The organism is Pseudomonas sp. GW456-L12 (genome assembly GCF_059424045.1).
On the sequence record NZ_JBWKZA010000009.1, the window covers coordinates 1 to 13,939 of the forward strand.

The 13,939-nt window shown below is 63.6% G+C and carries 12 protein-coding genes; 5 read left to right on the top strand and 7 right to left on the bottom strand.

The genetic code is table 11. From position 1 onward, the window contains the following. Window positions 1–176: 176 nt before the first annotated feature. Complete coding sequence (locus AC07Y9_RS13685) at window positions 177–1,085, bottom strand: LysR family transcriptional regulator (RefSeq protein WP_007923341.1); 909 nt, start codon at window positions 1,083–1,085, stop codon at window positions 177–179. 106 nt (window positions 1,086–1,191) lie between these two features. Here AC07Y9_RS13685 and AC07Y9_RS13690 point away from each other — a divergent pair, with 106 nt between their 5' ends. The 3 genes from AC07Y9_RS13690 (at window position 1,192) to AC07Y9_RS13700 (ending at window position 4,366) form a co-directional block, all read left to right on the top strand. Then, window positions 1,192–1,791, top strand: a complete 600-nt coding sequence (locus tag AC07Y9_RS13690; protein WP_102679997.1) for a short chain dehydrogenase — start codon at window positions 1,192–1,194, stop codon at window positions 1,789–1,791. A gap of 167 nt (window positions 1,792–1,958) precedes the next feature. Further along, window positions 1,959–2,642 carry a COG3650 family protein gene (locus tag AC07Y9_RS13695; protein WP_009042479.1) on the top strand — a complete coding sequence of 228 codons (684 nt, stop codon included), beginning with the start codon at window positions 1,959–1,961 and terminating at the stop codon, window positions 2,640–2,642. Between the two features lie 110 nt (window positions 2,643–2,752). Further along, entirely contained in the window at window positions 2,753–4,366 is a 1,614-nt protein-coding gene (locus tag AC07Y9_RS13700) for an NAD(P)/FAD-dependent oxidoreductase (protein WP_102679998.1), read from the top strand. 142 nt (window positions 4,367–4,508) lie between these two features. Here AC07Y9_RS13700 and AC07Y9_RS13705 read toward each other — a convergent pair whose 3' ends face one another. After that, on the bottom strand, window positions 4,509–5,603 hold the full coding sequence (locus AC07Y9_RS13705) for a PLP-dependent cysteine synthase family protein (RefSeq protein WP_102680000.1): 1,095 nt from the start codon (window positions 5,601–5,603) through the stop codon (window positions 4,509–4,511). 324 nt (window positions 5,604–5,927) lie between these two features. Between AC07Y9_RS13705 and nhaA the strand changes: the two genes are divergently transcribed. Beyond that, window positions 5,928–7,115: a Na+/H+ antiporter NhaA gene (gene nhaA / locus AC07Y9_RS13710; protein WP_102680001.1), complete on the top strand. Its 1,188-nt coding sequence runs from the start codon at window positions 5,928–5,930 to the stop codon at window positions 7,113–7,115. A gap of 79 nt (window positions 7,116–7,194) precedes the next feature. Here nhaA and AC07Y9_RS13715 read toward each other — a convergent pair whose 3' ends face one another. Beyond that, window positions 7,195–7,659, bottom strand: a complete 465-nt coding sequence (locus tag AC07Y9_RS13715; protein ID WP_007923357.1) for an outer membrane lipoprotein — start codon at window positions 7,657–7,659, stop codon at window positions 7,195–7,197. Window positions 7,660–7,833: 174 nt separating this feature from the next. On the opposite strand from AC07Y9_RS13715, the gene AC07Y9_RS13720 reads away from it, so the two are divergent. Further along, window positions 7,834–8,070: a hypothetical protein gene (locus AC07Y9_RS13720; RefSeq protein WP_009047374.1), complete on the top strand. Its 237-nt coding sequence runs from the start codon at window positions 7,834–7,836 to the stop codon at window positions 8,068–8,070. Between the two features lie 13 nt (window positions 8,071–8,083). On the opposite strand, the gene pdxH is transcribed toward AC07Y9_RS13720, so the two are convergent. The 4 genes from pdxH to AC07Y9_RS13740 all read right to left on the bottom strand — a co-directional run bounded on the left by pdxH (window position 8,084) and on the right by AC07Y9_RS13740 (window position 13,871). Continuing rightward, a complete protein-coding gene (gene pdxH / locus AC07Y9_RS13725) occupies window positions 8,084–8,731 on the bottom strand; it encodes a pyridoxamine 5'-phosphate oxidase (protein ID WP_007923081.1) in 648 nt (215 codons plus the stop codon). Between the two features lie 31 nt (window positions 8,732–8,762). Then, window positions 8,763–9,941 (bottom strand): OmpA family protein, encoded by a 1,179-nt coding sequence (locus AC07Y9_RS13730; RefSeq protein ID WP_102680002.1) that lies wholly within the window; start codon window positions 9,939–9,941, stop codon window positions 8,763–8,765. Between the two features lie 140 nt (window positions 9,942–10,081). Further along, on the bottom strand, window positions 10,082–11,227 hold the full coding sequence (locus tag AC07Y9_RS13735) for an EstA family serine hydrolase (protein WP_009042473.1): 1,146 nt from the start codon (window positions 11,225–11,227) through the stop codon (window positions 10,082–10,084). A 220-nt stretch (window positions 11,228–11,447) separates the two neighbouring features. Further along, window positions 11,448–13,871 carry a beta-galactosidase gene (locus AC07Y9_RS13740; protein WP_102680003.1) on the bottom strand — a complete coding sequence of 808 codons (2,424 nt, stop codon included), beginning with the start codon at window positions 13,869–13,871 and terminating at the stop codon, window positions 11,448–11,450. Between the last annotated feature and the right edge of the window lie 68 nt (window positions 13,872–13,939).

The following is a 13,939-nucleotide window of genomic DNA, read 5'->3' on the forward strand; positions in this document are numbered from 1 at the left end:
CGCCAATAGCTATGGAGCAAAAAGCGGCATAAGCACCGTAAACGGTGTCCAGGATTACTTGACCAGCTCAAGCTTGCGCGCGATGAACGATAACGCGGTTTTTCAGACAGTCCGCGGCGGCGCCATCGCGAGCAAGCTTCGCTCCTACAGAAGCAGTGTGGCGTGGAGGTTGACGGTTACAGGCGATCCAGCGCTTCGCCGCTGCGCTTGAACCAGCCGATCAGGTAATCGGCCAGAACCTGGGTGCGCCTGGGCAACCCGCCCTGATACGGATGCACCAGGTACATCGGCATGCTGCGGGTCTGGTAGTCGCGCAGCAGCCCGCGCAAACGCCCGTCGGCCAGTTCCGCCTGCAGCAGGTAGGACGGTAGCCGGGCGATCCCCGCCCCCACCAGCGCGGCCTTTTTCAGCAGGTTGTAGTGATTGCTGGCGAAAGGTCCCGAAACCCGTACCCGAAACAGTTCGTGTTGCTGGTGATAGAGCCACTCCTCACGGCCGCTGTAATGGCTGTTGAGCAGGCAGCGATGCTCGGCCAGGTCCCTGGGCGCCTGTGGCTCGCCATACTGTTCCAGGTAAACCGGGCTGGCACAGGTCATCTCGTGCCAGGCCAGCAGCGGCCTGGCCACCAGTCGTTGGTCATTGGCCACTTCCGAACGGATCGCCAGGTCGAAACCGTCCCGGGACAGATCGCGGTAGTTGTTGTTCAGCTCCAGCTCGATCTGCACCTCGGGGTACTGCCGGGAAAACTCCAGCAGCAGGCCTTCGAAGAAGGTCTCGCCCAGGGACACCGGCACCGTCAGCCGCACCGGCCCGGCCATGTCGTCCTTGAGCCGCGCCAGCGCCTGGCGCGCCCGCTCGACCTGAACCAGCAGCGCCTGGGCCTGGGGCAACAAGGCGGCGCCCGCCGCGGTCAGGCTCAAGCGCCGTGTGGTGCGCTGCAACAGCACCACCGCGAACTGCGTCTCCAGGGCGCTGATGCGCTTGGACAATTGCCCCTTGCTGCACCCCAGTTGCTGGGCGGCCAGGGTAAAACTGCCTGCCTCGATCAGTACGGCGAACGCCGCCAGGTCATCCATCTCGCTCATGGATTGTTTCCATTTGAAAACCAAAGATTGCCTATTAGCGCGCTAATCAACAGGAAAAACCAGCACTAGACTGCAACCTCGTTCAACCCACGCGAGGAACAACCCCATGAAAATTCTTCTGATCGGCGCCAACGGCACCATTGGTTCGGCCGTCGACAAAGAGCTGTCGCAACGTCATGAAGTCATCCGCATCGGCCGCACCAGCGGTGATTTCCAGGTGGATATCAGCGACAGCACCTCGATCCGCGCACTCTTCGAGCAAACCGGCACATTCGACGCGCTGATCTGCGCCGCGGGCAATGTCACCTTCGCGCCGCTGGGCGAGATGAGCGCCCAGCACTTCGCCCTGGGCCTGCAGGACAAGCTGATGGGCCAGGTCAACCTGCTGCTGATCGGCCGCGAGTTCGCCAACGATGGCGCCTCGTTCACCTTCACCTCCGGCATCCTCAACCGCGACCCGATCCGTAGCGGCGCCTCGGCGGCCCTGGTCAACGGCGCCATCGACGGCTTCGTCCGCGCCGCCGCTATCGAACTGCCACGCGGCCTGCGGGTGAACTCGGTGAGCCCGACCGTGCTGGAAGAAGCCATGGACAGCTACGCCCCGTATTTCCGTGGCTACAAACCGGTTCCCGGCGCCGATGTGGCGCTGGCCTACGCCAAGAGCGTGGAAGGCCTGCAGACTGGCCAGACCTATATCGTCGGCTGACCCACGCCTCTGCAGGAGCGCAGCTTGCTCGCGATAACGCTGCACCCGGCATACCGCAGCGCCTGGATCGCCGACAAGCCTGGCTCCTACAGAGACATGAGTGGATCCAGGGTTGTGATGAACGGTCAGGCTGCGTAACGTGGCGGCACTTGATTGGAGACCCGACGATGCGTGCCGCCCGTTCCCTTGTTTGTATTGCCCTGCTCCCCCTGTTTGCCGGTTGCCAGATGCTGTCGGTGTTCGATGGCCAGTCCCGGACGCAGTCCCAGGCCGGCCAGACCCGCATGCAGGGCACGCTGACCGCCGCCGACGGCCAGTTGCTGTTCAAGCCCTGCGTCGGCGAGCAGCGTTATGTGGTCAAGGACAACGGCGGTACCAGCATCCTCCAGGAAGCCGCCAGCCTGGCCGACCAGCAGGGCACGCTGTTCGCCGACCTGCGCGGGCATTTCTCCCCGAGCAAGTCCGGCGGCGCCGACAGTGAAGTGGCGCTGAGCCAGCTGTACCGCGTCGAACGCTCGAACGACGCCTGCAGCGATCCCGACTTCCCGCGCCTGATCCTGCGGGCCAGTGGCAAGGCCCCGGACTGGAACGTCGACGTCAGCGCCAAGGGCATGCGCATCGAACGCGCCGGCCAGCCGGCGCTGGCGTTGCCCTACCTGGAAGAGCAACTGGGCGACGGCCGTTTCAACCTCAGCAGCGAAGCCAACAACCGCCACGTCGAACTCTGGGTCGCGCCGCAGCGCTGCGTGGACAGCAAGACCGGCAGCGTGCAGCACCTGACGGCGGAACTGCGGGTCGATGGCCAGGTCCAGCGCGGTTGCGCCTATTTCGGCGGCTCGCGCAGCGACTGAGGCGACGGGCAACCGTTTTAACCTCACGGGGTCCGGGCTTTGCGGCTTATAATCGCCGGTTTGTAAAACCGCCCTGACGCATTGGTGCGTCCCGCGAACCGGACCCTGTCATGTTACGAATCACCGAACTCAAGCTGCCGATCGACCATCCCGATGAAGACCTGCGCCCTGCCATCCTGCAGCGCCTGGGCATCGCCAGCGAGGACCTGCTCGACTTCACCCTGTTCAAGCGCAGCTACGACGCGCGCAAGAAGTCGTCCGAGCTGTGCTTCATCTACACCCTCGATCTGAACGTGCGCGACGAGGCCAGGCTGCTGCACAAGTTCGCCGACGACCGTAACGTCAACCCGGCGCCGGATGTCAGCTATAAAGTCGTCGGCCAGGCGCCCGCCGACCTGGAACAGCGCCCGATCGTGGTGGGTTTCGGCCCCTGCGGGATTTTCGCAGGCCTGCTGCTGGCGCAGATGGGTTTCAAGCCGATCATCCTCGAGCGCGGCAAGGAAGTGCGCCAGCGCACCAAGGACACCTGGGGCCTGTGGCGCAAAAGCGTGCTCAACCCGGAATCCAACGTGCAATTCGGCGAAGGCGGCGCGGGGACCTTCTCCGACGGCAAGCTGTACAGCCAGATCAAGGACCCGAAACACCACGGCCGCAAGGTCCTCCACGAGTTCGTCAAGGCCGGCGCGCCGGAAGAGATCCTCTACGTCAGCAAGCCGCATATCGGCACCTTCCGCCTGACCGGCGTGGTCGAGAATATGCGCCAGCAGATCATCGCCCTGGGCGGTGAAGTGCGCTTCGAGCAACGAGTGACCGACGTACTGATCGAAGACGGCCAGCTGGTCGGCGTCGAGCTCAACAGCGGCGAACAGATTCACTCGAAACACGTGATCCTGGCCCTCGGCCACAGCGCCCGCGACACCTTCCGCATGCTCCACGGCCGTGGCGTGTACATGGAGGCCAAGCCGTTCTCCGTGGGTTTCCGCATCGAACACCCGCAGTCGCTGATCGACAGCGCGCGCCTGGGCAAGTACGCCGGTCACCCGAAGCTCGGCGCCGCCGACTACAAGCTGGTGCACCACGCGAAGAACGGCCGTTCGGTCTACAGCTTCTGCATGTGCCCGGGCGGCACCGTGGTGGCGGCGACCTCCGAGCCGAACCGCGTGGTCACCAACGGCATGAGCCAGTACTCACGTAACGAGCGCAACGCCAACTCCGGCATCGTGGTCGGCATCACCCCGGAAGTGGATTACCCGGGCGGCCCGTTGGCCGGTATCGAATTGCAGGAACGCCTGGAATCCCACGCCTTCGTGCTCGGTGGCAGCAACTACGAAGCCCCGGCGCAACTGGTCGGCGACTTCATTGCCGGCAAGCCGTCCACCGCCCTGGGCAGCGTCGAGCCATCCTACAAGCCGGGCGTCGCCCTGGGTGACCTGGCCCTGGCCCTACCGGACTTCGCCATCGAGGCGATCCGCGAAGCGCTGCCGGCCTTCGAGCGGCAGATCAAGGGTTACTCCCTGCACGATGCGGTGCTGACCGGGATCGAGACCCGCACCTCGTCGCCGCTGCGCCTTACCCGCGACGAATCGATGCAGAGCCTGAACGTGAAAGGCCTGTACCCGGCCGGTGAAGGCGCCGGTTATGCCGGCGGCATTCTGTCGGCCGGTGTCGACGGGATCCGCATCGCCGAAGCGGTGGCGCGCAATATCCTCGGGATCGAGGCGTAAAAAACCTCCAGGGGTAGCCCCCCCCTGTAGGAGCCAGCTTGCTCGCGATGGAGGCCAACGATAACGCGGAGCGTCTGAAACACTGCGTTGTCTTGACGTTTTTCGCGAGCAAGCTCGCTCCTGCAAGGGCGGGCTTGCGACCTCAGATGCCGGCGCGCAATACGCTGGCCGGCAACGCCTCGCCACGTTCCACACTCGCCGCCACGCTCTCGATCAACTCACTCAATTCGTAGCCCTGAGCGGCCAGCCAGTCCTGATCGTAATAGGTGGTCGCATAACGCTCGCCACCGTCACACAGGATGGCGACGATCGAGCCACTCTCCCCGGCCTGTTTCATCTGCTGCGCCGCCATCAGCGCGCCGATCAGATTGGTACCGCTGGAACCGCCCACCCGCCGCCCCAGGCGCTGCGCCAGGTAATGCATGGCCGCCAGCGACAGGGCATCCGGCACCTTGACCATGGCATCGATCACCTTGGGCAGGAACGACGCCTCGACCCGTGGCCGGCCGATCCCTTCGATGCGCGAACCGCAATCCAGGCGCAGGCTGGCATCACCGCTCTGGTAGTAATCGAAGAACACCGAACGCTCGGCGTCGGCGCAGAGTACCCGGGTGCAATGCTGGCGATACCGCACATAACGCCCCAGGGTAGCGGTGGTGCCGCCGGTACCCGGGCTGGAGATCAGCCATTTGGGCTCCGGGTAACGCTCGAAGCGCAGCTGCTGGAAGATCGACTCGGCGATGTTGTTGTTCGCCCGCCAGTCGGTAGCGCGCTCAGCGTAGGTGAACTGGTCCATGAAATGCCCGCAGCCCTCCCGGGCCAGGCGCTCCGACTCGGCGTAAATCTGCGTCGGGTCCTGCACCAGGTGGCTCTTGCCGCCGTAGAAGGCGATCTGCGCGATCTTTTCCTGGGACGTGGTGGCCGGCATCACCGCAATGAACGGCAAACCCAGCAGGCGCGCGAAATAGGCCTCGGAAATCGCCGTCGAACCACTGGACGCCTCGATCACCGGCGCCCCGGGCTTGAGCCAGCCGTTACACAACGCATAGAGGAACAACGAACGCGCCAGGCGATGCTTGAGGCTGCCGGTGGGATGGCTGGACTCGTCCTTGAAATACAGCTCGATGCCCGGCAGGCCCGGCAGGGGCAAGGGGATCAGGTGGGTGTCGGCGCTGCGCTGGAAGTCGGCTTCGATGATCCGGATGGCCTCGCGGGCCCACTGACGGTTGTCGCTCATGGTGTTTTCTCGTTGGCTCGAACGCCACACAGGACGCAGAAAGATGAAGTGCACCCAGCATAGGCGATCCAGGCACAAGGAAAATCAGGCGTTGCAACAGGCAAAAGTCCCCGGCCCGTCGGGCTGGGGCCGGACATGTTAGGAAACATCCCCGGTCGCTCACAGGTACAGTTTTGAATCAATTGGATACACAACTGCTAGGCTGGTTTTCCAGCAGGCCGCTGCCCTGCTACATATAACAAAAAAGAATATAACTTTTGTTTTAACAACTAACAGTACGGGTTAGGGTGTGCCACCTTTTTAGTTTTCTGATGGAGAGCGACCTTGCCTCTGCGTAGCACTTTCACGCGTTTCTTTCAGTTGGAAGCTGCCAGCGGTCTGTTATTGATTGCCGCTGCCGTGCTTGCCCTGATCATCAACAACTCACCGCTGTCCTGGCTGTACAACGGCCTGCTGGACACTCCCGTGGTCGCCCAGATCGGCGCCCTGAAAATCGCCAAGCCGCTGCTGCTGTGGATCAACGACGGCCTGATGGCCATGTTCTTCCTGCTGATCGGCCTGGAGGTCAAGCGCGAGCTCCTCGACGGCCACCTGTCCAAGCCTTCGCAGATCGTCCTGCCGGGCGCCGCCGCCATCGGCGGCATGGTGGTGCCGGCGCTGATCTACTGGTTCCTCAACAAGGACAACCCGCCGGCGCTCAGCGGCTGGGCGATCCCCATGGCCACCGACATCGCCTTCGCCCTCGGAGTGCTAGCCCTGCTGGGCAAGCAGGTTCCGGTGTCGCTGAAGCTGTTCCTGATGACGCTGGCGATCATCGACGACCTGGGGGCCATCATCGTCATCGCGATTTTCTACTCCGGCGCCCTGTCGACCCTGTCGCTGGTACTCGCGGCTGCCTGCCTCGCGGCGCTGGTGGCGATGAACCGCCTGGGGGTGGTCAAGCTCGGGCCGTATATGATCATCGGCCTGATCCTCTGGGTCTGCGTGCTCAAGAGTGGCGTCCACGCGACCCTGGCCGGCGTGACCCTGGCGTTCTGTATCCCGCTGCGCACCCGCAATGCCGAGCCTTCGCCGCTGCTGAGCCTGGAACATGCGCTGCATCCGTGGGTCGCCTACGGCATCCTGCCGCTGTTCGCCTTCGCCAATGCCGGCCTGTCGCTGCAGGGCATCACCGTGGAAAGCTTCACCCACTATGTGCCCATGGGCATCGCCATCGGCCTGCTGCTGGGCAAGACCGTCGGCGTATTCGGCCTGACCTGGCTGGCGGTGAAGATGGGGCTGGCCGCCCTCCCCGCCGGCGCCAACTGGGGCCAGGTGCTGGGCGTGGCGATCCTCTGCGGGATCGGCTTCACCATGAGTCTGTTCGTGGGTTCCCTGGCCTTTGTGCCCGGCAGCAGCGAATACGCCGGCATGGACCGCATGGGCATCCTCACCGGCTCGCTCTTCGCCGCCCTGATCGGCTACGCGGTGACGGCCGCGGCCAGCCGCAAGAACCCACAACTGCCGGCATAACCGCCGGCGTTGCCAGGGCTGAAAACACAAAACCCCGACCAGTTGCCTGGCCGGGGTTTTGTTTTGTCGCGGTTAACGCTTAGTGGGCGACACGGCTGGTGCCGTTGACGCTCATGATGCGTACGCGCTCGCCAACGCGGAACACTTCGTTTTGTTCAACTTGTTGTACATAGGCACGCATGCTGCCGTCGTCTTCACGCACGGTGATTTCCACGCCCTGGGTACGGGTCAGGCCTTCCTCGGTGGCGGAACCGATCAGGCCGCCCGCCACCGCACCGATGACCGCCGCCACGATGCTGCCTTTGCCGCCGCCGATGGCGCTACCGCCAACGCCGCCGACCGCTGCGCCGGCGAGGCCGCCGATCGGGGTCTTGGTGCCTTCGATTTTCACCGGGCGCAGGGATTCGATGGTGCCCATGCGAACGGTCTGTACGCGACGCGCCTCGTCACGGGAGTAAGAGTCACCGGACAGATTGGATTGGCAACCGGTGAGCAACATGGCCATCGTGGAAAAGGAAGCAACCAGCAAAACAGACTTACGCATAGGATCAACTCCAAAGGACAGATAATCATTAAACTCCGCAGCTTGACGCCTGTCACGGCGTCGCCCGGATAAAATGTGTTCCATTCAGCAGCAGTACAGACTGCTTGAATATAAAAAACTCTTCACACGGTAGCGCTTATTTCCCGAGTTGCGCCACCGGCCAAAGGATTTTCCATGGATTACTTCATCATCGTCGTGACCACCGTTGCCGGCCTGTACTTCCATTGGTGGCTGTATGTACGGATCAAGCGCTGGATGGACCGGGACCTGGCGCTGTCGCTGGCCGGCGGGGACGAGAAGAAGAAATCCTTCATGCTGCAACAACTGGCGAATGCCCATCGCCAGAAAGTAAAACGCCGGGACCTGCCACAGTGGCTTGAAGCCGCCGCGGCCGGTTATCCCGGCGAATGACCTGATTCCTGGTTCAGGGGGCCAGGCGCTCACGCACCCAGTCGGCACCTTGCAGGCGGTAGTTCAAACGATCGTGCAAACGGCTGGCGCGCCCTTGCCAGAACTCGATGCGCTCCGGTAACAGGCGATAACCACCCCAGTGCTCGGGGCAATGGGGCTGGGTATCGCTGAAGCGCTCCTCGGTGTTCTTGAGCAAGGCTTCCAGCTCCTGGCGATCGGCGATCACCTGGCTCTGCGGCGATGCCCAGGCACCCAGGCGGCTGCCCAGCGGGCGGACCTGGAAGTAGGCATCGGACTCCTCGGCGGTGACCTTGACCACCCGCCCTTCTATACGCACCTGACGCTCCAGGGCTGGCCAGAAGAAGGTCATGGCGGCAAAAGGCCGTGCGGCCAGTTGCTGCCCCTTGGCGCTGTCGTAGTTGGTGAAAAAGGTGAACCCCTGCGCATCCAGCCCCTTGAGCAGCAGGATGCGGCAATGGGGGCGCCCCTCTTCGTCAACGGTTGCCAGGGTCATCGCATTGGCCTCGACCGGCGGCTGCTCGGTTTTCACCGCCTCCGCGAACCACCGGTGAAACAGCGTGAAGGGCTCGACCGGAGCCTGGGCTTCGGTCAGTCCGTCACGGGTGTAGTCGCGGCGCATGTCCGCCAGTCCCTGGGTCATTGCAGGTTCCTTTTGCCCGATGCCTGATGAATCAGTTCTTCGCCTGTTCGGTCGCTGCCTTGGCTGGAGCCTTGGCAGTGGTGGTTTTCTTGGCGGTTTCTTTCTTCGCTACAGGCTTCTTGGCTGGGGCTTTTTTCGCCGGAGCGGCTTTCTTCGCGGCGACGGCTTTCTTCGAGGAAGCAGCAGGAACGACTGGTTTCACATCCTGCACGGCAACCAGTTCAGCCTCGGATGGAGTCGGCTGGTTGTACTTGCTCAGCAGGGCCAGCATGGTGCTGCGCTGGGTGACGATGATTTCCACGCGACGGTTCAGCGCACGCCCTTCGGCGCTGTCGTTGGCCGCACGAGGCATCACCGAACCCATGCCACGCAGCATCAGGCGATCGCGCTTCAGGCCAGTGAGGCTGAAAATCGCGGCGACGGACTGCGCACGGTCACGGCTCAGCTTCTGGTTGACCGCCGCGGCACCGGTGGTGTCGGCATGGCCCAGTACCAGCACGGAAGTCTTGGCGTCGGTACCCACGGCCTTGGCCACGCGGGTGAACGGGCTCAGGGTGACCGGCAGCAACATGGCCGGGCGATCCGGGTTGAACGAGCCGTCGACCGGGGCGGTCACCACCAGGGTGTTCTCGCGACGCTCCAGTTGCAGGCGGCTGTCCTTAATGGCTTCACGCAGGCGCGGCTCGTAGTCGTCCAGCCAGGCCTGGGTGATTTTTGGATCCGGCATCGGGATGTCTTTAACATCTGCCTTGGTCGGAGACGTGGGCTGCTGATTGAAAGGCCACCACCAGTTGCCGGTCTCGGTCTTGGCGACCTTCGGAGCCGCTGTCACGGCATCCGCCTTGGCCTTGGCGTCGGCTACTGGCTCTTTGACTGCGTCTTTGCTCGTGTCCTTGGAAGGGAACGGCCACCACCAGTTGGTGGTCTCGGCCTTGGCGGCCGGAGCAGCGGCGGAAGCGGTCGCGGTTGCGTTTTCGACCTTGGCCGCTGCAGGAGCGGTCGCGGACTTGGCGGTGGATGTGGCGGCGGACTTGGCCGCGGAAACCTCGTTGGCAGCTGCTTTTGCTGCCGGTTGCACCGCTTCCTTGCTGGCGGCCTTATCGGAACCGAAGGACCACCAATGCCCACCTTCTGCGTCATTTTGTGGAGTTTGTGCACAACCGGTGACAGTGAGGCAAAGAGCCAAGGCTAAAGACTTGTTCGACGACATGGGATATCCACAAAATGAGATCAAAAATTACGGTCTCTACGAACCGTACAAACAGACGCTTTGAAAGTATAAAAGCCACAGGGTTCCTTTCTGATGCCTTTACTCATGTTTAGGCAAAAAAAATCCTGACAGCAACTTTTTTACAGACAATCCGACAGAACCCTCACCAACTTCTGCGCTCTTGGATCCATCAGCACGTACGGCCCCAGGGTATTGGTGACAAAACCGAAGGCCACATCGTACTCAGGATCGGCAAAACCGATGGAGCCACCCGCTCCCGGATGGCCGAAGGCGCGTGGGCCGAGACCGAAGGTCGCGTTGGCCACCTGCGGCTGGTCAAGCATGCAACCCAGGCCGAAACGGGTCTGGGTCAACAGGGTCTTGTCCATGCCGACGCTGTGTTCGCGCGTCAGCTCTTCGAGCATGTCCGCTTCCAGCAGGCTGCCATCGAGCAGGCCGCTGTAGAACCCGGCCAGGCTGCGGGCATTGCCATGGCCATTGGCCGCTGGCTGTTGCATGCGCCGCCATTCCGGCTTGTTGGTACTGGTCATGATCGACGGCGGGTTGGTGAACGCCCGTGTGGTCATGGCCGTGGGTTCGCGCATGGTCACTTGCAGCAGGCGCTGCGCGGCCGCGTCGCCGACGTTGCCCTTGCCCCGGGCGATATGCGCCACGCGGTAAAACTCCTCGTCCGCCAGGCCGACATGGAAGTCCAGCCCCAGCGGCCTGGCGACCCGTGCCACGATGGACTCGCCGGGACCACGCCCGTCAGCCCGCCGCAGCAGCTCACCCACCAGCCAGCCGTAGGTAATGGCCGCATAACCATGACCTTCACCCGGAGTCCACCAAGGAGCCTCCGCCGCGAGGGCATCGACCATGGTTTGCCAGTCGTAGAGCGCTTCCGGCGCCAACAGCTCACGCAAGGCCGGCAGCCCGGCCTGATGGCAGAGCAACTGCCGCAGGGTGATCGCTTCCTTGCCGGCCGCGGCGAACTCAGGCCAATACCGGGCAACTGGCGCGTCCAGTTGCAACTTGCCTTCGGCCACCAGTTGCAGGGCGGTGACCGCGGTAAAGGTCTTGGTGCAGGAAAACAGGTTGGCGATGGTATCGCTGTGCCAGGCCTCGCTGCCGTCCTTGTCGGCGGTGCCGGCCCAGAGGTCGAGCACGGTTTCCCCGCCGATCTGAATGCACAACGCCGCGCCGCGCTCCTGGGGATCCTCGAAGAGTGCCGCGAAGGCTTCGCGCACCGCCTCGAATTTAAGCTCGTAATGACCCTGAATCTGCACCCGTGACTCCCCCAGACCATGCTCTACAAAGTGGTGCGCATTGTTCCAGCCCTTGAGGGTTTTGGGAACAGAAGCGAGCTCGGTGGCGATCCACCGGAAGAATTGTTCAGAAAATCGACGGACATTGAACACAGCGCGGGCCGGCCAGCCCCTACGAGTGACTGCAGAGGCGGACCGGCCCGCACGAGGGAAGCCGTACCCTAAAGGCCTGGCTCAGCGATCAATGGCCATTCGCCGAATGACCACCCGCATGGCCACCGCCCTGCCCTGCGCCCTTGCCATCATGGCCCGGCTTGCCACCATCGGCATGATCAGCGGTCTTGTCGGCCTCTGCCTTGGCCTTCCCGGCTTCCTTGCCCAACTGCTCAAGGGCCTGCAGGTTGCTCTTGCGCACGCTGTCGACAAAACCCTGGAATGGCACATCGGTGATGCCCACCAGGCCGAAATGGCCGTTCTCGCCGTCCAGCAGACGGCCGGTGACCGGTTGATCGAGGTACTGGAACCAGTGCACGCCGACAATCGACGGCTCGTTCAGCGCCTGCTTGAGGAATTGGGCATAGGCCGGGCCGCGATCCTCCTCCCGCACCAGCTCGGTCACACCACCCCAGAATGGGCCGCGATCCCGGGAGCCGAAGTTGAACTCGGTGATCAGGACCGGCTTGTCCAGCGTGTTCAGCCGGGCAAAGTCGTAACCGTCCTGTGGCTTGAGGGTGTACATGTTGAAACTCAACACATCGCAATACTGGGCGCAGGACGCCACGGCCTCGGGGGTGCTGATGGCGAAGCGTCCACCCAGCAGCAGATGATTCGGCGCGTGCCACTTCAGCGAATCGGAGATGGTCTTGAAGTAGGTGTCGGCAAAGACCTTCTGGAAGTATTTGAAGTCAGCTTCAATCTCCGGATGTTCCGGGCTAGGCAAAGGCGGCTCGAACCCCGGGTCCTCCATCAGTTCCCAGGCGCTCAGGTTGATGCCCCAGGCCTTCGACAGGCCCTCCTGGTTACGGTACTTGTCGCGCAGTTGCTTGAGGAACGCACGCTTGGCCGGGACATCGGTGGTCATGCGCAACGTGCCGTATGCCAGGGCATAACGCGACTTGGGGTCATCGCCGGGGCCGGCCCAGGCCAGTTCGTTGTCGGCGAAGTAGCCGGTCAGCCAGGGATCGTCGCGGTGATCGCGGGCGGCAATGGCCACGGCGCGCTCGGTGGCCATGGCAAAACGCGGATCGAACGGATCGGGCATGCCGCCCCACCAGTCGGTGCCGGTGCTGATGCTTGCATAGTCGCCGACGATCGACAGCGGCAAGGTGTAGGGCACGCGGTCGTTCAGGCCCAGCGCCGGCGCGCTCCAGTTGCCGATGGTGTTGAAACCCCAGGCTTGCAGGCGATCCAGGGTGTGACTGGCCCAGCGTTTCTGGTCCAGGGCCGCGGCAGGGCAAGCTGGCGCGGCTGGCGGCTCGGTGCCCGGCCCGGCCTGGGCCTCCTGGGCGTCGGCCTTGGCGGCATCCGCCACACCGGCCTTGGTTTCGCTGCCCGGGGTGCAAGGCACGCCGTAGGTGCGCTGCAGATTGGCGCCATAGAAGTCGTACCAGCGACCGGCGTTGTAGGCGCGGCCCTGGTCGGCGCCATTGCCGCCGCGGCTGTCGCCTTCGCCGTAATAACCGGCCAGCGGCTCGCCGACGTTAGGCAGTGTCGCGAACATCCACTCACGACCGGCGACGTAGGTCTGGCTGTTGTCCGCCGCGACCGCATTGACCCCCAGGGAATAGAACGGATGCCCCTGGGGCGTCACCAGATACCAGCGCCCATCGCGCTTCTCGGTACGGAAGAAACCACTGGCCTTGAAGGCCGGTCCGTTGCTCCAGCCACCGAAGGTGTCCAGGGAGGCGCGCTCACGTTCGGCCAGCCAGGTTTTCAGTTGCTGTTGTTCCTTGCTCGCGGCGGCCTTGAGCTGCTCGTCGCTGGAGATTTTTTCCGGCCACTTGGCGCGGGTCGACTGGCCATAGGCATCCACCAGACCACCGTAGGCCGCCTTGGCCACCGCCTCGCCGTCCTGCACGCCGAAACGTTCGAGCAGGATGCTCTGGGCGGCTTTCGGTTGATCCATGGACAAGGTCACCGAGACCACCTGGCTGCGGTCCAGCTCGCCTTCGCTGCTGGCCAGCAGTACGCGCTGGCCTTCGAAGGTCATCGGCATCGGCGGACCGGCCTTCATGCCCTGGCTCAGCGGCGAACTGGCAACCAGCGGCACCAGCAGGGTCTGCGCCGGGCCGGCCGGCAGGTCGATGCGACTGACCAGGGTCTTGCCGTCATTGCTCTGGATCTTCACGTACAGGGTCAGGGCCCAGTTCATCGCACTCTGGATCCGCAGGCTCATGACCCCGGACTGCGACCAGTCCCAGGCACCGGTCTGCGGGGTCAGGCGCAGGCTGGGTTGAATTGCCGGATTGAAGGTCACCCGGCGCAGCACTTCGCCCTCGGCTGTCTGCTCCGCGTTGGCTTGCGGCAGGCTGGCATCCACTGTCGCCACCTGCACCACATCGGCAGGCCGGACAAAGTTGAACAGCGTCTGTTGCCCCGCGGGCGCGGCGAGCAGCGGCGTGGCGAACAACAGAGCAAAGACAGCGGGTAACGAACGGCGAATCATAGGGACCTGGTGCTCCTTAACGGCCGATGAGCGGCCTGTGTGCAATCAGAGGGATATGCAATGGACAA